The sequence below is a fragment of the Salmonella sp. SAL00670 genome, assembly GCF_046552235.1.
Taxonomy (GTDB): Bacteria; Pseudomonadota; Gammaproteobacteria; order Enterobacterales; family Enterobacteriaceae; genus Salmonella; species Salmonella enterica.
In genome coordinates this window covers 1,450,433-1,470,553 of sequence record NZ_JBGDUO010000001.1, presented here as the reverse complement: position 1 = coordinate 1,470,553, position 20,121 = coordinate 1,450,433, and the positions used below count along the sequence as shown (strand labels likewise).

Below are 20,121 nucleotides of genomic sequence, written 5' to 3'. Positions count from 1 at the left end.
CGCCGCGGCGGGGAGCTGCTGCGTCAGCTGGTGAGCCGCGACCACACGGATATCCGGGTGTTAAGCCTGTATGCGTTTAACGCCTTTGAGCAGCAGCGTTTCGGCGAGGCGGTGGCGGCCTGGGAGATGATGCTGAAACTGCTGCCGGCAGACGATACCCGGCGGGCGGTGATAGAGCGCAGTATCCGGCTGGCGCAGGAGAAATAATGCCCTGACGGCCCGGTGGCGTGGCGCCATCGGGCCTGGCTTGTTACTGTATTCCGCGTGTTTGTAAAAATAGAATGGTCGCCGCGACGCGTGAGCGCACGTTTAGCTTGCGAAGTAGATTACGAATGTGCACCTTAACCGTCTGCTCAGAAATATTCAGTACTGACGCAATCTGTTTGTTAGAAAGCCCCTGCGCCAGCTCATGCAAAACATCTAACTCTCGTTCGGTCAGGATACTAAAGGGATCTTCCTGCGCGCCAAACCGTTCGCGCTCACGCAGATATTCATTGACCCGATCGCTAAAGACTTTACCGCCGTTAGCGCCTTTGCGAATGGCCTCCAGCAGCACTTCCGGATCGCTATCTTTGAGCAAATAACCGTCGGCGCCGGCGTCGATCAGCGCGTAGATGTCGCTGGCGGAATCCGAGACGGTAAGAATAATAATTTGCGCCGTCACACCATCCCGGCGTAGCGCGTTCAGGGTATCTAACCCGCTCAGACCTTTCATATTCAGATCCAGCAGGATCAGATCGGGCTCAATGCGATTCGCCAGATCGATCGCACTCGCCCCGTCACCCGCTTCGGCAACGACATGAAAAGCCGGGTCCAGTTCCAGTAATTGACGAATACCTCGCCGCATAAGTGGATGGTCGTCCACAATAAGCACCTGAAAAGGTGTTACTTCAGGCATGCTGTATCTCCTGAGTTTTATTAGAATGATTATTGTTTTCAGCGCGGAAATCGTCCAGATTTGCCACATTGTCAAGCGCGTAAATTTTACCCTAATTAGTGCATGGGTAAGTAGTAAAACCTGTGACAGGCGAGTAATTAGCTGAACGATAGAAAGGATAAAACAACCCGTTGTGAGAGAAAACAGAATACTCCCTGAAGTTGAATACTGGTCTGGACGCTTTTTTCGGACAATGTGACATAACAGAAGTGTGGCATATGTAGCTGCGCCCTTGCACCCGTAAGTCCAGACTATCTTTACTGGCAGGAAATTCCTTATTAAAAGTCATAGCGTCTAAAGATTTTCATTATTAACAAATTATTTTAATTGAATTTATTTATGGTTTTATTAATGCCAATGAAATACATCTGAGCAGAACGAATAAACCGCGACATCTGTTAAATTAAATATTAAGTCAATAGCAGAGGTATTTTTATGCGATAAAGAGATTCTGACGATATTCTTATCATAAATGAAAATGTGGTCAGAAATGAGTGTCATTCACTTATAACTTATCCTGGATGTGCCTGAACAACACTCGCGGCGTTTTGAGCACCCGTTGGGGCGACTCAAGGGGAGAACGTAGTGTGGATGCTATATCAGCCGTTTCTGTGAGCGTAAGCGTGGCGTAGAAAATTTTAAATATGTTAGCCGGTTAAAAATAACTATTGACATTGAAATGGTGGTGGAGTGTATATGAAGAGAATATTTATATATCTATTATTACCTTGTGCATTCGCATGTTCTGCTAATGATAATGTTTTTTTTGGCAAGGGCAACAAGCATCAGATCTCTTTTGCTGCGGGAGAAAGTATAAGAAGAGGAGGGGTTGAGCACTTATATACGGCTTTTCTGACATACAGTGAACCCAGCGATTTTTTCTTTTTACAGGCAAGAAATAATCTGGAGTTAGGAGGATTTAAGGCTAAGGGTAGCGATGATTGCAGTAAACATTCTGGCAGCGTTCCCTGTAATAAATATAACCAGGGCGTATTGGGTATCTCGAAGGATGTGGCGCTGGTTCATTTCGCTGGTATCTATACCGGTATTGGTCTGGGGGCTTATATAAAATCTAAGTCGCGAGATGATATGCGTGTCAATTCTGCATTTACCTTTGGAGAAAAAGCGTTTCTTGGCTGGAACTTTGGGGCTTTTTCTACAGAAGCTTATATCCGGCATTTCTCGAATGGATCACTTACGGATAAAAATTCAGGGCATAATTTTGTAGGTGCTTCAATTAGTTATAATTTCTGAAGTTGAATAACAATTAGCGAGTTGCTGGCTGAAGGAGTAATTAATCACCGTACGTTGTCTACAAAACGTGTTGTGAATAGCCGATCGTTATCGACCCTATGGCGACAGGGAGGCTAATTGTTAGCGACAAAGGCGTGGTAGGCCGTTTACCTTACCAGAACGTTTTATTATTGCTGCGACAGATTGCTTACTCATTTACCTGCCACTGCAAACATTTTTTCCAGTATAGGGTGTAGATGCGCTTTTTCTGTTTTAGTACAAACATGGTTTACGTTATTTGCCTGCATTGACTTTACGTTGACCACTGCACAGGAAAGATGTCCGATCAGTTCATGCAAAATAACGTCTCTGGCATCAGCTAACTTTTTAATTGTAGGCATAAAAAAAAACCAGCCCTGACAGGCTGGTTTTCAAGGGGAATTTTGGTCGGCAGCTTCATCCGCAGCATCTGCGGAGAGCAGCGCAGGTACGGCGACCACAAAAGCCGGGGAGGCATCAGCCAGCGCGGCGTCGGCTGACACAGCCAGAACGGCGGCAGCCGCCTCGTCATCAGCATCGGAGGCATCCACCCACGCCGCCGCATCTGATACCAGCGCATCACTGGCAGCGCAAAGCAGAGCTGCAGCCGGAGAATTGGCAACCAGAGCCGAAGAGGCCGCGAAACGGGCCGAGGATATCGCAGACGTGATTTCCCTGGAAGATGCAAGCCTGACGAAAAAAGGTATCGTTAAATTAAGCAGTGCCACGGACAGTGACAGCGAAGCGCTGGCGGCCACACCAAAGGCGGTAAAAACCGTTATGGGTGAGGTACGGACCAAAGCGCCGCTGGACAGCCCGGCATTCACTGGAACGCCGACCACACCGACGCCGCCAGGCGATGCTAAAGGGCTTCAGACAACAAACGCGGAGTTTGTCCGCAAACTGATTGCCGCGCTGGTTGGTTCCGTACTGGAGCCACTGGACACCCTGCAGGAACTGGCTGACGCGTTGGGAAATGATCCGAACTTTGCCACCACGGTACTGAATAAACTGGCGGGCAAGCAGCCGCTGGACGAAACCCTGACGGCGCTGTCAGGAAAAAGTGTTGACGGTCTTATCGAATACGTTGGTTTGCGAGAAACCATAAGTCGTGCCGCCGATGCATTACAAAAATCACAGAATGGCGGCGATATTCCGGACAAGGATTTGTTTGTGCGTCGTATCGGTGCCGCGCGAGCGTTTGATGGCGCAGTTACTATCGGCTGTGATGATAATCCGTGGACGACGGCGGAGTTTATCGTCTGGCTGGAGTCTCAGGGCGCATTCAATCACCCTTACTGGATGTGTCGTGGCTCCTGGTCTTACGCTTATAACAAAATCATCACGGATACTGGCTGCGGTAATATCTGTCTCGCTGGCGCAGTGATTGAGGTAATGGGAGTGCGTGGCGCGATGACTATTCGGGTGACAACGTCCCATTCAGTATCTGGTTGGTGATACGTGGGTGACAGCCCCAAGTGTATAAGAAGGAATAATTATGACAGCGGAAAAAAAATAAAAAGAACAAACAGTTTTTAAATATTAAAAATTTCATTCCGTATGCACCGGAACCAGATGACACATTATTCGCCGATGCGGCGTATCTTAAATCAGAGGATGGTCAGGACTGGTATGGGTGCCAGCAATTATTTTCAGCAGACACGCTGAAAATTACCTACGACGATAACGATGTTATTACGTGTATTACGCGTGATGTTTCCGGGCTGTGGCCTGCTGGCCAGAGCGTTGCAGAGTTGCCTGATACGGATGAAAACCGTCGCGCTGATATTCATGCTGCTGGCAGTTTAAAGACGGTAAAGTCGTTCAAAGGGTTTATTCGCCGGAAGAGCTGCGCAGGCAGGCAGAATCGAAAATTGAACGCCCGGGCGTTGATACCGGATGATCTGGTCATCGTGGAAAGCGACCCTGAAAAATCGACACTTTAGCTGTAAAATGACAGTCCCGCCATCCGGTCATCATAACGGATTTTTCTTCTGCACCTTCTGAAGCCCGCCATGGCAGGACGACCATGAATCCGCCGATAACCTTATTGTGAAATTAAGACCAGGAAGAGATGATGTCTGCCGGACAGATACTATATGTAAATTTATAAAGGTTTTTTGTTATGCCCTTTCATATTGGAAGCGGATGTCTTCCCGCCACCATCAGTAATCGCCGCATTTATCGTATTGCCTGGTCTGATACCCCCCCTGAAATGAGTTCCTGGGAAAAAATGAAGGAATTTTTTGCTCAACGCACCAGACTGAAGCGCTGGAGTGCATCTGGACGATTTGTCACCCGCCGGCCGGAACGACGCGGGAGGATGTGATCAACAGATTTGAACTGCTCAGGACGCTCGCGTATGCCGGATGGGAGGAAAGCATTCATTCCGGCCAGCACGGGGAAAATTACTTCTGTATTCTGGATGAAGACAGTCAGGAGATATTGTCAGTCACCCTTGATGATGCCGGGAACTATACCGTAAATTGCCAGGGGTACAGTGAAACACATCGCCTCACCCTGGACACAGCACAGGGTGAGGAGGGCACAGGACACGCGGAAGGGGCATCCGGGACATTCAGGACATCCTTCCTCCCTGCCACAACGGCTCCACAGACGCCAGCAGAGTATGATGCTGTCTGGTCAGCGTGGAGAAGGGCTGCACCCGCAGAAGAGTCACGCGGCCGTGCAGCAGTGGTACAGAAAATGCGTGCCTGCCTGAATAATGGCAATGCAGTGCTTAACGTGGGAGAATCAGGTCTTACCACCTTGCCAGACTGTTTACCCGCGCATATTACCACACTGGTTATTCCTGATAATAATCTGACCAGCCTGCCGGCGCTGCCGCCAGAACTGCGGACGCTGGAGGTCTCTGGTAACCAGCTGACTAGCCTGCCGGTGCTGCCGCCAGGACTACTGGAACTGTCGATCTTTAGTAACCCGTTGACCCACCTGCCGGCGCTGCCGTCAGGACTATGTAAGCTGTGGATCTTTGGTAATCAACTGACCAGCCTGCCGGTGTTGCCGCCAGGGCTACAGGAGCTGTCGGTATCTGATAACCAACTGGCCAGCCTGCCGGCGCTGCCGTCAGAATTATGTAAGCTGTGGGCCTATAATAACCAGCTGACCAGCCTGCCGACGTTGCCGTCAGGGCTACAGGAGCTGTCGGTATCTGATAACCAACTGGCCAGCCTGCCGACGCTGCCGTCAGAATTATATAAGCTGTGGGCCTATAATAATCGGCTGACCAGCCTGCCGGCGTTGCCGTCAGGACTGAAGGAGCTGATTGTATCTGGTAACCGGCTGACCAGTCTGCCGGTGCTGCCGTCAGAACTGAAGGAGCTGATGGTATCTGGTAACCGGCTGACCAGCCTGCCGATGCTGCCGTCAGGACTACTGTCGCTGTCGGTCTATCGTAACCAGCTGACCCGCCTGCCGGAAAGTCTCATTCATCTGTCTTCAGAGACAACCGTAAATCTGGAAGGGAACCCACTGTCTGAACGTACTTTGCAGGCGCTGCGGGAGATCACCAGCGCGCCTGGCTATTCAGGCCCCATAATACAATTCGATATGGCGGGAGCCTCCGCCCCCCGGGAAACTCGGGCACTGCACCTGGCGGCCGCTGACTGGCTGGTGCCTGCCCGGGCGGGGGAACCGGCTCCTGCAGACAGATGACATATGTTCGGACAGGAAGATAACGCCGACGCCTTCAGCCTCTTCCTGGACAGACTGAGTGAGACGGAAAACTTCATAAAGGACGCGGGGTTTAAGGCACAGATATCGTCCTGGCTGGCACAACTGGCTGAAGATGAGGCGTTGAGAGCAAACACCTTTGCTATGGCAACAGAGGCAACCTCAAGCTGCGAGGACCGGGTCACATTTTTTTTGCACCAGATGAAGAACGTACAGCTGGTACATAATGCAGAAAAAGGGCAATACGATAACGATCTCGCGGCGCTGGTTGCCACGGGGCGTGAGATGTTCCGTCTGGGAAAACTGGAACAGATTGCCCGGGAAAAGGTCAGAACGCTGGCTCTCGTTGATGAAATTGAGGTCTGGCTGGCGTATCAGAATAAGTTGAAGAAATCACTCGGGCTGACCAGCGTGACGGCAGAAATGCGTTTCTTTGACGTATCCGGCGTGACGGTTACAGACCTTCAGGACGCGGAGCTTCAGGTGAAAGCCGCTGAAAAAAGCGAGTTCAGGGAGTGGATACTGCAGTGGGGGCCGTTACACAGAGTGCTGGAGCGCAAAGCGCCGGAACGCGTTAACGCGCTTCGTGAAAAGCAAATATCGGATTATGAGGAAACGTACCGGATGCTGTCTGACACAGAGCTGAGACCGTCTGGGCTGGTCGGTAATACCGATGCAGAGCGCACTATCGGAGCAAGAGCGATGGAGAGCGCGAAAAAGACATTTTTGGATGGCCTGCGACCTCTTGTAGAGGAGATGCTGGGGAGCTATCTGAACGTTCAGTGGCGTCGTAACTGATGCACCAGGTGAATGAGGTGCGGTGCGACAAAGATATTCCCGGACGAACAACATCAGACAGTACGGATGATGTACAGGTGAAATAGGGGAGACTTCTTCAGTCAGGGCGCGGCGAAACTTTTTCGATGATAACGCGCCGCGCGCCGGTAGCGAGAAGCCGATGGAAGTACTGGATCACCTGAATGCAAAGAAGGGCTGGGGAAAGCTGTACTTTGCCGGGGAGGGTATCCAGCAACAGTGGGCTATGAAGAGAAACATACTGTCCCCGATATACCACCCGCTATGAAGACCTGCTTCAGGTTAAGTGACAGGTTTACCCTGATTTTCAAATTTCTGATGTGATGGTGTGCCGCAGCCACATTGTATGCAAGAACGGGCTGCGGCAAACTGGCGATCGTTCGATAGTGCGTGTATTGAATAGTTACCAGTCGTGGCGGATTCTACTGGTTAAGGATGACTAATCAATGTATTTAAGTCATCTGTTCAACTTTTCGCGTTGGAGGGAGCTTGAAGTCAATTTGCAGTGACCTTCGATAGCTATTTCACCATCATTTCACCATTTGCAAATTGGATATATAAAAAAACCAGCCCTGGCAGGCTGGCTTTTAAGGGGAATTTTGGTCGGCACGAGAGGATTTGAACCTCCGACCCCCGACACCCCATGACGGTGCGCTACCAGGCTGCGCTACGTGCCGACTTGTGGGTGCTAATACTACCTCTTTCCAACGCGAATGCAAGGGGAAACGGTGCTAACTGATTTATAATTAATCAGTTAGCGATAAAACGTTTCTCTTCTGTTAGCACTTGCAGCAGCAGACTGAGCTGCGGCTTCTGATCTTTGATCTTCTCGCCGTGTAAGTCATAGGTCTGATAATGACCGTTATTATTGAGCACCAGGGTCATTTGCGGCGTCGTGATTGCCAGCGTACTGCCGTCTGCCGCCGTTACCCAGTTATGACGACGTGGAACGGTAAAGATGTCCTGGCCCTGTGAATATTCGTTCGCTGGCGTGCTGACATGTAACAGGCGTTGCATCAACGTGGTCATCACATCGGTATGATCGGTAAGCACATTAATACGCTGCGCAGGCGTCCCCGGCCAGTGGATCACCAGCGGTACTTGCAGATGACCTTGCGACCAGTCGAAGCGATTTTCTTCCGGCGTCAACGGTATGCCGCGTCCTGCGGTAATGATCACGACAGTATTGTCGAATTTACCGGCCTCTCGCAGCGCGTTCAGAACCCGATTGATTTGCGCATCCACGTCGCTGGCGGCACTGGCGTAACGCTTAACAAAATTTTTCTGGTTACTGTCATCAATATTAGTACCGTTAAACGATATCCATGAGAACCAGCGGTTATCTTCCTGTGCGTAGCGCCCAAGCCAGTCTATCCACTGGCTGGCCGTTTGCGCATCAGACTGCGTTTGCGCTGCCGGCATCGAGAAATCGGACAGTAATGCCTGACGATAAAGCGGGCTGGCGAAGCCATCCGAAGAAAACAGTCCCAGTTGGTAGCCTTGCTGATTCAACGCGGTAATGAGCGCCGCAGGCGTTCTGGTGGATAACACGCCATCCATATAGCCTGGCGATATGCCATAGAACAGGCCGAAAATACCGTTATCAGTGGTATTCCCTGAACTCATATGACGGGTGAAGTCGATGTTTTGCTCGGCAAATGTAGCCAGCTCCGGCATCTGCTTCTCAAAGCGAGAATAGTTCAGGCCGTCTACGGTAATGAGCAGCACATTCTGACCGGTGCCCATATCGCGATAGTGCAAATTGCTGAGCGGGTACTGAACGGAGACCGCTTCCGGATTGCCTTGCTCTACCAGACGGCGCTGATATTCCTGCGCATCCAGCAGACCGTGTTTTTCAAGAAAACGTCGCGCCGTCATTGGATAAGAGAGCGGCAGGTTTGCCCGCTGCATGGTAATCGGCCGGTAAAAATTAGCGTCTGCCCAGATGTAGATAAGATGCGATGCGATAAAGGAGACGAAAAAGAATGCCGCAAGCGGCCTTGCGAAATGGCGACGGCGCGTGAGACTGCGCAGTTTTTGCCAACTCCATGTCGCAAATAGCATCTCAATCAATAAGATAACCGGCACGCTAATAAACATAAGCTGCCAGTCGCGCGCCATTTCGTTCTGGTCAGGGTTGATGACCAGCTCCCAGACAATGGGGTTAAGGTGCAGGTGAAAACGGGTAAAGACTTCGCTATCGATAAGCAACAACGTCATACCCGCGGTCGCCAGAATGGCTGATAAAAACCGCATCAGCCGCTGGGACATCACGATAAACGTGAGCGGAAAAAGAATAAGCAAATAGGTGGCGAACACCAGAAAGCTAAAGTGCCCGACAATGCTCAGGTAGGAGTATATGCGACCCGCAAGCGTTGTCGGCCAGTCGGCGACAAACAGGTAACGGCTGCCGAGCAACGTAGCCAACAGTATATTGAACAGAGCGAACCAGTGCCCCCAGCTAACCATCTGGGAGACTTTTTCACGGTAGCGCTGACGATGAGTTACCATACCTGTCGCTTGTTTCTCCGGAGTCGGCTTTTTAGTGCGCGTTGTCTTCGCTAATCGAAGACTGCAAGGCGCGGGCAAAAGAGTTCGCAATCGCCCGGCGTTGAGCTGGCGCAACGCTGGTGTTGATAAGGTTGGTGACCATATTTCCCAGCACCATCAGGGAAAGATCGGTCGGCGCCTTATGTTTTTCCAGTACACTGAGCAGTTCGCTCAGCAATTGTTCAACATGTTCATCACTATAGCGGGAGAGTTGTGGCATAAATCAAAATCTGTTTGTTCATGAAAGGGCAACATATTACCGTAGCAACAGTTTTTTTTCTGCATTTTTATCCCCTAAATCATTCGCGTTACGGATAACGCCTGAAATGACAGGGCGATTGCTTGCGTCTTCCGGTAGGCGGTGGTTGAATACCGCCCGGTCTTAAAGGAGAGTTTATCATGAGTCTGGATATCAACCAGATTGCCCTGCACCAGCTTATCAAGCGCGATGAGCAAAATCTTGAGCTGGTCTTGCGCGATTCATTGCTGGAGCCGACAACCACCGTTGTCGAGATGGTGGCTGAACTGCATCGGGTCTATAGCGCCAAGAATAAGGCGTATGGCCTGTTTAATGAAGAGAGTGAACTGGCGCAAGCGCTGCGGTTGCAACGTCAGGGGGAAGAAGATTTTCTTGCCTTTAGCCGGGCGGCGACCGGACGCCTGCGTGACGAACTGGCGAAATACCCCTTTGCGGACGGCGGCATTGTATTGTTCTGCCATTATCGCTACCTGGCGGTGGAGTATCTGCTGGTTACGGTACTGAACAACCTGAGCAGTATGCGGGTCAATGAAAATCTGGACATTAACCCGACGCATTATCTTGATATCAATCATGCGGATATCGTGGCGCGTATCGATCTTACCGAGTGGGAAACTAATCCGCAATCGACCCGCTATCTGACGTTCCTGAAAGGTCGGGTAGGGCGCAAGGTTGCTGACTTCTTTATGGATTTCCTCGGCGCCAGCGAAGGGTTGAACGCCAAAGCGCAGAATCGCGGCCTGTTGCAGGCAGTGGATGATTTCACCGCAGAAGCGCAGTTGGATAAAGCGGAACGTCAGAACGTGCGCCAGCAGGTGTACAGCTACTGCAATGAGCAATTACAAGCCGGGGAAGAGATTGAGCTGGAATCGCTGTCTAAAGAGCTTTCCGGCGTCAGTGAAGTCAGCTTCAGCGAATTTACCGCCGAAAAAGGCTATGAGCTGGAAGAGAGCTTCCCGGCAGATCGCAGTACGCTACGCCAGTTAACCAAATATGCCGGCAGCGGCGGCGGGTTAACGATTAACTTTGATGCGATGCTACTGGGCGAGCGGATTTTCTGGGACCCGGCGACCGATACCCTGACTATCAAAGGGACGCCGCCGAATTTGCGCGATCAGTTGCAGCGACGCACGTCGGGCGGGAAATAAAGGCATACGACATAAAAGGACGCCGTAGTGAGTAAAGGAATACGTCAGAGGCCGCCTGTTAATTTCAGTTTATTTCGGCAGGTTTTGTATGCGCACATTGTCGCATTTTTGATGATGTTGATGCTCGGCATGGTGTTCACCGTTCTCTCGTTGGTACTGTTTTATACTTATGGCACCAACTGGTTACTGAGCTTGTTCATATGCCCGCTGTTCTTGTTAAGTGGTTTATTCATTACTGGATTTGCTTTTAAATCAACCTGGTCCAGCATACGTTACTATTACGACAAGGGGCAGTTGAAACGGTATGGACTCAATCTTGATGCAACTTTGACGCATAAAGAGAAGGTGGAAATACGCATCGATAATGCAAAGCGTCAAGTGCGTGTAGATGAACTGGAACTCCATGTCTTATTTGATTTTCAGTTTGATAGCAAGACATGGAGCTGCGGCGACTTACTGACCAATGAAAAGGTATTTGATGCGTTGAATGACGGGCAAACTATACCAATACGAATTTTGCCATGGAAACCAGAAAGTGCCAGCGTTCGTCAACGGGCATTATTCAATCGGCTTAAAGGTATGAATACCGCGTCGGAAACTACAGATCCTCGATTAGGGGAGGCGCTAATTGAATGTGGCGAGGTGTAAGAAAGCAGAAAAGCAAAGTGGTTTCTCGTTGCTCTGCATGTCGTCAAATTCAATTAAACGCATAAAAAACCCCGCCGGGGCGGGGTTTTTCTTCAACTTCCAGGCGATTACGCGCGAACGAAGTCGATGTGAGTCAGCTTCGGTTTGTAAGCGTGACGCTGTACAGCCTGAGCTTTAACTTTTACTTCTTTACCGTCAACAACGAGGGTCAGAACTTCGCTGTAGAATTCAGCTTTAGCTTGCATGTTCATCACCTGGTCGTGGTCCAGTTCGATAGCAATCGGGGCTTCAGAACCGCCGTAGATGATTGCCGGGAACTTGTTAGCGGCGCGCAGGCGGCGGCTCGCACCCTTACCCTGCTCTTTACGTACTTCTGCGTTGATAGTAAACATTTAAATCTCTCTTTAATAATTCCTGCTACAGGCGACCCAGCAACAGGTAAGTGATCTGCTTTGCGTATGCAAAGGCGGGCGGGATTCTATACTCAAATCGCCGTTACATCAATGAAAAGTACAATTAACCACGTAATTCGTGCGCTCGGCGGAAGCGGCCTTCATAGTCGAACACTTTTTCACGCACCTGCCAGTACTGGCCTTTCATCCGCGCGACCACAAAATCGGGATGCCGCAACAGCGCCTGCTGCGCGACAATATCCGCCGCCGTGATCCAGCGTAAAGGAACGCCGGGCGTGCGGGTATGCGGGCGAATAAATAGCTGTTCGAAAGCGGTACGCTGGGCGGGCGTGTGCAAGCGGAAGCGCTCACTGACATCCGCGCCGTCCTCGTCATAGTAAGTGATTTTCAGCCATTCGCCTTTCTCATCCTGCCCATGCTGCATCGTCATTCCGCTACAGCGCAGGACTAACGCATCCTTGAGCCTGAGCGCCGCTTTTAACATATCGTCCGGGTCGACCAGAATAGCGTCACATTCCCGGCAGCGTCGGGCGGCAATATCGTTTTCGGCATTACACTGCGGGCAGTTTTTGAAGCGAAAGCGAAAATCGCACTGCTCGCGATGGCCGTCGTCATCCTCAAACCAGCCCTGGCAGCGACGGCCAAAGTGTTCAATCAGCGTGCCGTCGGCAGTGGTTTTCCCCCAGAAGGTGTTGGCAAAGCCGCAGGCCGGGCAAAATACCTGGACAGGGACGTTATCGCTTTTTCCCTTCGGGCTACCGACCTCCGGGGCATACAGGTCGTGCGGGTTGCCTGCGTAATCAAGAATCAGGCAATCGGTCTTTCCCGGCGCAAGGCGCAGACCACGCCCGACAATTTGTTGGTAAAGACTAACTGACTCCGTGGGACGTAGAATCGCGATGAGATCAACGTGTGGGGCGTCAAAGCCGGTGGTCAGCACCGAGACGTTAACCAGATAGCGAAAACGCTGCGCCTTGAAATTATCAATCAGCGCGTCGCGCTCGGGCCCTGGCGTATCGCCGGTAATCAGCGCCGCGTCGTCCGCCGGAAGCAGACCGACAATCTCTTTCGCATGTTCGACCGTGGCGGCGAAAATCATCACGCCTTTGCGCGTTTGCGCAAATTCCATAATCTGGCTGATGATGTGCGGCGTAATCCGCTGCTGCTTTTTCAGCTCGCGGTTCAGGTCGGCTTCGCTGAACAGCCCATTGCTTTGGGCCTGCAGGCGACTGAAATCGTATTGGACCACTGGCATATCAAGCCGCTCAGGCGGCGTCAGATAGCCGTGTTTAATCATATAGCGCAGCGGCAGTTCATAAATACAGTCGCGAAACAGCGCGTTGTCGTTGCCGCGCACCATACCGTGGTAATGAAATTGATAAATCCAGCCTTTTCCGAGGCGGAAGGGCGTGGCGGTGAGCCCAAGCAGACGTAAGTGAGGATTAACTTTACTCAGGTGAGTGAGGATTTGCTGATACTGACTGTCTTCATCGTCACCGATGCGGTGGCATTCATCGACAATCAACAGCGAAAACTCCTCCTGGAAGGCGTCAAGATTACGCGCCACCGACTGTACGCTGCCGAACACGACTTTGCCCTGACTCTCTTTACGTTTGAGTCCGGCGGCGAAAATATCCGCTTCCAGCCCCAGCGCGCAATATTTGGCGTGGTTCTGCGCGACCAGCTCTTTCACATGCGCCAGCACCAGTACCCGTCCGCGGGCGACGCGCGCCAGTTCGGCGATCACCAGGCTTTTACCTGCGCCGGTCGGCAGAACAATCACGGCGGGCGTACGGTGGCGGCGAAAGTGGCTGAGCGTGGCGTCTACGGCTTCTTGCTGGTAGGGGCGGAGTGTAAAAATCATGGTCTCACTACGTTAAACGGTTCCGGGAATAGTATGCCATGAATCATTTCCCTTGAGGGATATAGTTAGCCCGCTATACTGAGCGGATAGCAATTCCCTTTTTTCGGGTAGAATGCCCGATTTCCGTATTATTACAGGCTAAATCACACACATGCGACTTGATAAATTTATCGCTCAGCAGCTTGGCGTCAGCCGCGCTATTGCCGGGCGTGAAATTCGTGGTAACCGCGTTACCGTCGATGGCGACATCATTAAAAATGCGGCCTTCAAACTGCTCCCGGAACATGCGGTTGCGTATGACGGCAATCCCTTAGCGCAGCAACACGGGCCACGCTATTTTATGCTTAACAAGCCGCAGGGATACGTTTGTTCAACCGATGATCCCGATCATCCAACGGTACTGTATTTCCTGGATGAGCCGGTGGCGTATAAGCTGCATGCCGCAGGACGTCTGGATATCGATACTACCGGTCTGGTGTTAATGACAGATGACGGTCAGTGGTCGCACCGCATTACGTCGCCGCGCCATCACTGTGAAAAAACCTATCTGGTGACCCTGGAGTCGCCGGTGGCCGACGATACGGCAGCGCAATTTGCGAAAGGCGTGCAGTTGCATAATGAAAAAGATCTCACTAAACCCGCTACGCTGGAGGTGATAACACCTGTGCAGGTCCGTCTGACCATCAGCGAAGGCCGTTATCATCAGGTGAAGCGGATGTTTGCCGCAGTAGGCAATCGCGTTGTGGAACTGCACCGCGAACGGATTGGCGCCATTACGCTGGATGAGAATCTGGCTCCCGGCGAGTACCGCCCGTTGACTGAAGAAGAAATCGCCAGCGTCGGCTAACTATCTCGTTAAATTCAGGAGTTCGATGTGACCACCCGGCAGCACTCTTCCTTTGCCATTGTCTTTATTCTTGGCCTGTTGGCCATGTTAATGCCGCTGTCGATTGATATGTATCTTCCAGCGCTGCCGGTGATTTCTGCGCAATTCGGCGTGCCTGCCGGTAGCGCGCAGATGACGCTCAGCACCTATATTCTGGGGTTTGCGCTGGGTCAGCTTATCTATGGACCGATGGCGGATAGCCTCGGGCGTAAGCCGGTCATCCTGGGCGGGACGCTGGTATTTGCCGCTGCGGCGGTCGCCTGTGCGTTGGCGCAGACTATCGATCAACTGATCGTGATGCGTTTCTTTCACGGTTTGGCGGCTGCGGCGGCAAGCGTCGTCATCAATGCGCTGATGCGGGATATTTATCCAAAGGAAGAGTTTTCGCGCATGATGTCATTTGTCATGCTGGTCACTACGATAGCGCCGTTAATGGCGCCCATTGTTGGCGGCTGGGTGTTGGTATGGTTAAGCTGGCACTATATCTTCTGGATACTGGCCATTGCGGCGATTCTGGCGTCAGTCATGATCTTTGCTCTGATTAAAGAGACGCTGCCCGTTGAGCGGCGTCAGCCTTTTCATATTCGTACCACAATAGGTAACTTTGCCGCGTTGTTTCGCCACAAACGCGTACTGAGCTATATGCTGGCGAGCGGGTTCAGTTTTGCCGGTATGTTCTCTTTTTTGAGCGCGGGGCCGTTTGTCTATATCGAAATTAATCATGTTCCGCCGCAGGATTTCGGCTACTACTTCGCGTTGAACATCGTATTTCTGTTTGTGATGACGATTATCAACAGCCGTTTTGTCAGACGGGTAGGGGCGCTAAACATGTTTCGGGCCGGGCTATGGATTCAGTTTGCGATGGCGGTATGGATGGTTTTCAGCGCGCTGATGGGCATTGGATTCTGGGCGCTGGTGGTCGGCGTTGCGGCGTTTGTCGGCTGTGTGTCGATGGTTTCGTCCAATGCGATGGCGGTCATTTTGGATGAGTTTCCGCATATGGCCGGAACGGCGTCTTCGTTGGCGGGCACTTTCCGCTTTGGTATTGGCGCTATCGTCGGCGCGTTGCTGTCGCTGGCTACCTTTACCAGTGCGTGGCCGATGATCTGGTCGATTGCGCTTTGCGCCGCCTGTTCCATTCTGTTTTATCTCTACGCCAGCCGTCCCAAAAAACGGTGACGGGCGCGCTGTCCCTCAATGGCGCCGAAGAATGCGCAGGCGGCGTTGGGGGACGCTATCCGCTACACGATGGCAAAGCCAAACGGCTTTCATAGTTGATGTATATCAATTACCAATTCATCATTTTCCTCCTTTATGTTTATTTTATGTAAAATCCATTTATGTAAAAAGTCACATCATTGTAGTTAAAAAGGTTGAGTTAGATCGCAGAAACGGGTACATATAGCCCGCCGCTATCTCCGCGTCGGTAAAACTATTTTAACTCCCGCTTGCTGTAGAGCCACTGACGGAGAGAAGGGCGTTAGCAATCTGTTTAAGGACGGGTTGTCAATGATGTGTTAATATAAATGTAAGTAAATTGTGAAGTAATTGTGCTTCCGGGGAAAGAAAGTGAATACATTACAGCTCTCAATTGTTCACCGTCTGCCGCAAAACTATCGCTGGTCGGCGGGTTTTGCGGGGTCAAAGGTTGAACCGATTCCGCAAAACGGGCAGAGCACCGAGAATAGTCTGGTGGCGCTTAAACTGTTGAGTCCGGCAGGCGATAGCGCGTGGTCAGTGATGCATAAGCTCAGTCAGGCGCTAAGCGATATTGAAGTTCCTTGCTCCGTGCTGGAGTGCGAAGGGGAACCGTGCCTGTTCGTTAATCGTCAGGATGAGTTTGCCGCCACCTGTCGGCTGAAAAATTTCGGCGTGGCGATAGCGGAACCTTTTTCTAACAATAATCCTTTTTAGGCGTCAGCTTAACGCGAGTAGCTGACGCGTATAGGCCTGTTGCGGTGCGGTAAACACGCGCTCGCATTGCCCCTGTTCAACCACCTCCCCCTGCCGCAGCACGATAACCTGATGGCACAGCGCGCGTACTACATGCAGATCGTGGCTAATGAAGATATAGGCCAGACGGTGCTTTTGCTGGAGCGATTTCAGGAGGGCAAGAATCTGCGCCTGAACGGTTTTATCCAGCGATGAGGTCGGTTCATCCAGAATAATAAGCGACGGTTTTAAAATCAGCGCTCTGGCGACGGCGATACGTTGACGCTGGCCGCCGGAAAACTCAGCGGGGTAACGATGCCGCGTTTCCGGGTCCAGGCCGACTTCCATCATGACCGCTTTCACCTGCTGTTCGCGCTGCGCGCCTGAAAGCGTAGGCTGGTGGACGCGCAGGCCTTCTTCGATAATTTGCAACACGTTTAAACGCGGGTTTAGCGATGAGTTTGGGTCCTGGAATACGACCTGGATACGGTGGCGAACAGGTAAAAGCTGGCGGCGGTTTAACGTATCCAGCGATTGACCGTCAAACACGATGCGGCCTTCGGAGCGGATAAGCCGTAACAGCGCCAGACCGGTGGTACTTTTTCCCGATCCTGACTCGCCGACCAGACCCAGCGTTTCGCCTGGATGCAGGGTGAAACTGATATTGTTAACCACCACATTATGATCCACGACGCGCTTCAGAATGCCTTTGCGGATCGGGAAAGCGACGCGCAGCCTGTCCACCTCCAGCAACGGCGTCTGCCCGGCGGGGAGCGGAACCGGATCGCCTGTGGGTTCGCTGTTGAGTAGTTTTTGCGTGTACGGATGGGTCGGCGCGGAGAGCAGCGTGTCGGCGCGTTGGTTCTCTACGCACTTGCCGTGTTGCATTACCGCTACTGAATCCGCCAGTTTTTTTACAATGCTGAGGTTATGGGTGATAAACAGTAATCCCATATTAAGCTCGCGCTGGAGTTCCCGTAGTAGAGATAAAATCTGCGCCTGTACGGAGACGTCGAGGGCGGTGGTCGGCTCATCGGCGATCAGTAATTCCGGCCGTGTTAACAGCGCCATGGCTATCATGACGCGCTGGCGTTCGCCGCCGGAAAGCTGATGAGGGTAATCGCGCAGACGCTGGCTCGCCTGGCGGATACCGACCCGATCCAGACAACCGATCATCTCCGCTCTTGCCGCCTCCCGACGCATTCCCCGATGGAGCGACAGCACTTCATAGAGCTGTTTTTCCAGCGTATGCAGTGGGTTAAGTGAAACCATCGGTTCCTGAAAAATCATGGCGATTTTATTGCCGCGCACGCCGCGTAGCGTCTGCTCGCTGGCATGAAGCAATGATTCGCCGTGAAAGCGAATATCGCCGGAGAGGTAGACGGCGGGAGGGGTAGGCAAAAGACGCAGAATGGAAAGCGCCGTCACGCTTTTTCCTGACCCGGACTCGCCGACCAGCGCCAGCGTTTCCCCGGCGTTCACCTGTAACGAAATGGCGTTAACGACAGGGCGCACGTGCTGTTGCTGACGGAAACCTACCGATAAATTTTCAATCGCAAGCAATGGAGATGTCATCTTATACCGCCTTAGCAGGATCAAAGGCGTCGCGTACCGCTTCGCCGATAAAAATCAGCAGCGATAGCAGAATGGCGACAGACAGAAAGGCGGCGATCCCCAGCCAGGGAGCCTGTAAGTTGTTTTTCCCCTGTAAAAGAAGTTCGCCGAGAGAAGGGGAGCCAAGCGGCAGACCGAATCCCAGAAAATCCAGCGACGTCAGGGTGGTGATGGAGCTACATAAAATGAACGGTAAAAATGTCAGGGTAGCGACCATCGCATTAGGCAACATATGGCGCAGGATAATGTCCCGATCGCTGACGCCAAGCGCCTGCGCGGCGCGGATATAGTCAAAATTGCGGGTCCGTAAAAACTCGGCGCGCACCACGCCCACCAGACTCATCCAGCCAAACAGTACGGTTATGGCCAGCAACCACCAGAAGTTAGGCTGCACTACGCTGGAAAGTAAAATAATCAGAAACAGGGTCGGCATCCCCGACCAGACTTCGATGAGACGTTGTCCCCATAAATCGACTTTGCCGCCATAATAGCCCTGTAGCGCGCCCGCCAGTACGCCCATGACGCTGGAGCAAATCGTTAACATCAGGCCGAATAAAATAGAAATGCGGGTGCCGTACAGGATGCGGGCGAAAACGTCGCCGCCATTCGCATCGGTGCCCAGCCAGTTTTTCGCCGAAGGCGGGGAGGGGAAAGGCTGCGTGGTGGCAAAATTAATGGTATTGGCGCCAAAGCGTACGGGGGCCCACAACACCCAGCCCCGATTCTCAAGCTGCCGTTGTAGCCAGGGGTCCTGATAATCTGCCGTTGTCGCCAGCGGGCCGCCGAAATCGCGCTCGCTGTAATTTTTTACCAGCGGAAAATACCACTGGCCTTCATAGCGCACCAGCAATGGCTTATCGTTAGCAATCAGTTCCGCGCATAAGCTCAGGCTGAACACGATCAGGAAAATCCATAGTGACCAGTAGCCCCGGCGATTATGGCGGAAACGCGCCCAGCGGGCCTGATTGACCGGGCTTAATCGCGGCATTATCGTCCCTCAAAATCAATGCGTGGATCGACCAGCGTATAGCTGATATCGCTCAGGATATTCAGTAATAAGCCAATCAGGGTAAAGATATAAAGCGTGCCGAACATCACCGGATAGTCGCGCGAAACGGTTGCTTCATAACCCAGCAGCCCCAGGCCGTTGAGCGAGAACATGACTTCAATTAGCAGCGAGCCGGTGAAAAACATACTGATAAAAGTGGCGGGAAACCCGGCGATCACCAGCAGCATGGCGTTACGAAAAACATGTTTCCAGAGAATGTTTTTTTCACTCACGCCTTTAGCGCGAGCGGTAACGACATACTGTTTACGCACCTCGTCGAGAAACGAATTTTTCGTCAGCATCGTCAGGGCGGCAAAACCGCCGATGACGGTCGCCAACACCGGCAGCGTAATATGCCACAAATAATCGGTGATTTTCTGGTACCACGGTAACGTGTCAAAGTTGGCGGAGACCAGGCCACGTAGCGGAAAGATATCGTAGTAGCTGCCGCCGGCAAAAAAGACGATTAATAAAATAGCGAACAGAAAGGCGGGGATCGCATAACCAATAATGATAAACGCGCTGCTCCACACATCAAAGCGACTGCCGTTATGGACGGCTTTGCGAATCCCCAGCGGGATAGACACCAGATAAATAATCAGCGTGCTCCATAATCCCAGGGTAATGGAGACGGGAAGGCTATCTTTGATCAGCGTTAGTACGGATGCGCTGCGAAACAGACTGTCGCCGAAGTCAAAAGAGAGATAGTCCCGTAGCATCTTGAAATAACGCTCATGCAGTGGTTTGTCGAAACCGTAGCGATGGGTGATCTCCGCGATCACCTCCGGATCGAGTCCCCGGCCGCCGCGATAATGGCTGTCGCTGATATTGCCGACGCCGGTTTGCGCATGACTGGCGCGAACGCCTTCGCCGCTGGCGCCGGGCAACGCGCCGCCCTGGCCAAATTCAATCGCGGCAATAGCCTGATCGACAGGGCCGCCGGGAGCGATCTGCACGATAAAAAAGTTAATGGTAATAATGGCCCATAGCGTGGGGATCACCAGTAACAGACGGCGGATAAGATAGGCGCCCATTGATTCT

At 52.1% G+C, this 20,121-nt stretch carries 17 protein-coding genes, 1 tRNA gene and 3 pseudogenes; 10 read left to right on the top strand and 11 right to left on the bottom strand.

What is annotated here, in order from left to right; all coding sequences use genetic code 11:
* Positions 1 to 207 (top strand): tetratricopeptide repeat protein (locus ACLJRS_RS07400; protein WP_410957768.1); only part of this gene is annotated, 207 nt, incomplete at its 5' end.
* Positions 208 to 250: 43 nt separating this feature from the next.
* Here the strand turns inward: ACLJRS_RS07400 and narP are convergent.
* Positions 251 to 898: a nitrate/nitrite response regulator protein NarP gene (gene narP, locus ACLJRS_RS07395; protein ID WP_001115497.1), complete on the bottom strand. Its 648-nt coding sequence runs from the start codon at positions 896 to 898 to the stop codon at positions 251 to 253.
* A 729-nt stretch (positions 899 to 1,627) separates the two neighbouring features.
* Here narP and pagL point away from each other — a divergent pair.
* A complete protein-coding gene (pagL, locus tag ACLJRS_RS07390) occupies positions 1,628 to 2,191 on the top strand; it encodes a lipid A 3-O-deacylase PagL (protein WP_000281877.1) in 564 nt (187 codons plus the stop codon).
* A gap of 191 nt (positions 2,192 to 2,382) precedes the next feature.
* On the opposite strand, the gene ACLJRS_RS07385 is transcribed toward pagL, so the two are convergent.
* Together ACLJRS_RS07385 and ACLJRS_RS07380 are read right to left on the bottom strand one after the other, a co-directional pair.
* Positions 2,383 to 2,571: a hypothetical protein gene (locus ACLJRS_RS07385; protein WP_001142121.1), complete on the bottom strand. Its 189-nt coding sequence runs from the start codon at positions 2,569 to 2,571 to the stop codon at positions 2,383 to 2,385.
* Positions 2,572 to 2,601: 30 nt separating this feature from the next.
* Positions 2,602 to 2,760, bottom strand: coding sequence for a hypothetical protein (locus ACLJRS_RS07380; RefSeq protein WP_000340080.1), 159 nt, complete (start codon positions 2,758 to 2,760; stop codon positions 2,602 to 2,604).
* Between ACLJRS_RS07380 and ACLJRS_RS07375 the strand changes: the two are divergent.
* The 3 pseudogenes from ACLJRS_RS07375 to ACLJRS_RS07365 all read left to right on the top strand — a co-directional run.
* Positions 2,720 to 3,400: pseudogene (locus tag ACLJRS_RS07375) on the top strand (phage tail protein); the annotation flags it as partial. The gene ACLJRS_RS07380 and the pseudogene ACLJRS_RS07375 overlap by 41 nt on opposite strands.
* Positions 3,401 to 4,334: 934 nt before the next feature.
* Positions 4,335 to 6,700, top strand: a pseudogene (gene sspH2, locus ACLJRS_RS07370) (SPI-2 type III secretion system effector E3 ubiquitin transferase SspH2).
* A gap of 87 nt (positions 6,701 to 6,787) precedes the next feature.
* Positions 6,788 to 7,008 (top strand): annotated as a pseudogene (locus tag ACLJRS_RS07365) (DUF4113 domain-containing protein); the annotation flags it as partial.
* 310 nt (positions 7,009 to 7,318) lie between these two features.
* On the opposite strand, the gene ACLJRS_RS07360 reads toward ACLJRS_RS07365, so the two are convergent.
* The 3 genes from ACLJRS_RS07360 to ACLJRS_RS07350 all read right to left on the bottom strand — a co-directional run bounded on the left by ACLJRS_RS07360 (position 7,319) and on the right by ACLJRS_RS07350 (position 9,488).
* Positions 7,319 to 7,395 (bottom strand) — tRNA-Pro (locus tag ACLJRS_RS07360).
* 73 nt (positions 7,396 to 7,468) lie between these two features.
* The gene (gene yejM, locus ACLJRS_RS07355) at positions 7,469 to 9,229 is read right to left on the bottom strand and encodes an LPS biosynthesis-modulating metalloenzyme YejM (protein ID WP_000256150.1); all 1,761 of its coding nucleotides are present in this window, start codon (positions 9,227 to 9,229) and stop codon (positions 7,469 to 7,471) included.
* A gap of 31 nt (positions 9,230 to 9,260) precedes the next feature.
* Positions 9,261 to 9,488: a YejL family protein gene (locus ACLJRS_RS07350; protein ID WP_001135906.1), complete on the bottom strand. Its 228-nt coding sequence runs from the start codon at positions 9,486 to 9,488 to the stop codon at positions 9,261 to 9,263.
* A gap of 179 nt (positions 9,489 to 9,667) precedes the next feature.
* On the opposite strand from ACLJRS_RS07350, the gene yejK reads away from it, so the two are divergent.
* Both yejK and ACLJRS_RS07340 read left to right on the top strand, forming a co-directional pair.
* A complete protein-coding gene (yejK, locus tag ACLJRS_RS07345) occupies positions 9,668 to 10,675 on the top strand; it encodes a nucleoid-associated protein YejK (protein WP_000050806.1) in 1,008 nt (335 codons plus the stop codon).
* Between the two features lie 27 nt (positions 10,676 to 10,702).
* Positions 10,703 to 11,323 (top strand): hypothetical protein, encoded by a 621-nt coding sequence (locus tag ACLJRS_RS07340; protein ID WP_000033442.1) that lies wholly within the window; start codon positions 10,703 to 10,705, stop codon positions 11,321 to 11,323.
* A 107-nt stretch (positions 11,324 to 11,430) separates the two neighbouring features.
* On the opposite strand, the gene rplY is transcribed toward ACLJRS_RS07340, so the two are convergent.
* Complete coding sequence (rplY, locus tag ACLJRS_RS07335; protein WP_000494192.1) at positions 11,431 to 11,715, bottom strand: 50S ribosomal protein L25; 285 nt, start codon at positions 11,713 to 11,715, stop codon at positions 11,431 to 11,433.
* Between the two features lie 124 nt (positions 11,716 to 11,839).
* On the bottom strand, positions 11,840 to 13,600 hold the full coding sequence (locus ACLJRS_RS07330) for a DEAD/DEAH box helicase (RefSeq protein ID WP_000578121.1): 1,761 nt from the start codon (positions 13,598 to 13,600) through the stop codon (positions 11,840 to 11,842).
* A 151-nt stretch (positions 13,601 to 13,751) separates the two neighbouring features.
* Between ACLJRS_RS07330 and rsuA the strand changes: the two genes are divergently transcribed.
* From rsuA to ACLJRS_RS07315, 3 genes are all read left to right on the top strand, one after another.
* The gene (gene rsuA, locus ACLJRS_RS07325; protein WP_001234836.1) at positions 13,752 to 14,447 is read left to right on the top strand and encodes a 16S rRNA pseudouridine(516) synthase RsuA; all 696 of its coding nucleotides are present in this window, start codon (positions 13,752 to 13,754) and stop codon (positions 14,445 to 14,447) included.
* Between the two features lie 27 nt (positions 14,448 to 14,474).
* Positions 14,475 to 15,665: a Bcr/CflA family multidrug efflux MFS transporter gene (locus ACLJRS_RS07320; RefSeq protein WP_000213349.1), complete on the top strand. Its 1,191-nt coding sequence runs from the start codon at positions 14,475 to 14,477 to the stop codon at positions 15,663 to 15,665.
* Positions 15,666 to 16,055: 390 nt separating this feature from the next.
* Positions 16,056 to 16,400, top strand: a complete 345-nt coding sequence (locus ACLJRS_RS07315) for a YejG family protein (protein ID WP_001094639.1) — start codon at positions 16,056 to 16,058, stop codon at positions 16,398 to 16,400.
* A gap of 3 nt (positions 16,401 to 16,403) precedes the next feature.
* On the opposite strand, the gene yejF is transcribed toward ACLJRS_RS07315, so the two are convergent.
* Genes yejF through ACLJRS_RS07300 form a run of 3 tightly spaced genes read right to left on the bottom strand, consistent with a single transcriptional unit; the run spans position 16,404 to position 20,114 of the window.
* A complete protein-coding gene (yejF, locus tag ACLJRS_RS07310; RefSeq protein ID WP_000203619.1) occupies positions 16,404 to 17,993 on the bottom strand; it encodes a microcin C ABC transporter ATP-binding protein YejF in 1,590 nt (529 codons plus the stop codon).
* 1 nt (position 17,994) lies between these two features.
* Positions 17,995 to 19,020, bottom strand: a complete 1,026-nt coding sequence (locus ACLJRS_RS07305) for an ABC transporter permease (RefSeq protein WP_001137748.1) — start codon at positions 19,018 to 19,020, stop codon at positions 17,995 to 17,997.
* Complete coding sequence (locus ACLJRS_RS07300) at positions 19,020 to 20,114, bottom strand: microcin C ABC transporter permease YejB (protein ID WP_000501623.1); 1,095 nt, start codon at positions 20,112 to 20,114, stop codon at positions 19,020 to 19,022. Before ACLJRS_RS07300 ends, ACLJRS_RS07305 begins: the two co-directional genes overlap by 1 nt.
* Positions 20,115 to 20,121 lie beyond the last annotated feature (7 nt).

Excerpts from the sequence above, each read along its gene's own strand:
- narP (WP_001115497.1), bottom strand. The coding sequence starts at position 898 with ATGCCTGAAGTAACACCTTTTCAGGTGCTTATTGTGGACGACCATCCA.
- yejM (WP_000256150.1), bottom strand. The coding sequence starts at position 9,229 with ATGGTAACTCATCGTCAGCGCTACCGTGAAAAAGTCTCCCAGATGGTT.
- rsuA (WP_001234836.1), top strand. The coding sequence starts at position 13,752 with ATGCGACTTGATAAATTTATCGCTCAGCAGCTTGGCGTCAGCCGCGCT.
- yejK (WP_000050806.1), top strand. The coding sequence starts at position 9,668 with ATGAGTCTGGATATCAACCAGATTGCCCTGCACCAGCTTATCAAGCGC.
- ACLJRS_RS07305 (WP_001137748.1), bottom strand. The coding sequence starts at position 19,020 with ATGCCGCGATTAAGCCCGGTCAATCAGGCCCGCTGGGCGCGTTTCCGC.
- ACLJRS_RS07350 (WP_001135906.1), bottom strand. The coding sequence starts at position 9,488 with ATGCCACAACTCTCCCGCTATAGTGATGAACATGTTGAACAATTGCTG.
- rplY (WP_000494192.1), bottom strand. The coding sequence starts at position 11,715 with ATGTTTACTATCAACGCAGAAGTACGTAAAGAGCAGGGTAAGGGTGCG.
- ACLJRS_RS07330 (WP_000578121.1), bottom strand. The coding sequence starts at position 13,600 with ATGATTTTTACACTCCGCCCCTACCAGCAAGAAGCCGTAGACGCCACG.
- ACLJRS_RS07385 (WP_001142121.1), bottom strand. The coding sequence starts at position 2,571 with ATGCCTACAATTAAAAAGTTAGCTGATGCCAGAGACGTTATTTTGCAT.
- yejF (WP_000203619.1), bottom strand. The coding sequence starts at position 17,993 with ATGACATCTCCATTGCTTGCGATTGAAAATTTATCGGTAGGTTTCCGT.
- ACLJRS_RS07300 (WP_000501623.1), bottom strand. The coding sequence starts at position 20,114 with ATGGGCGCCTATCTTATCCGCCGTCTGTTACTGGTGATCCCCACGCTA.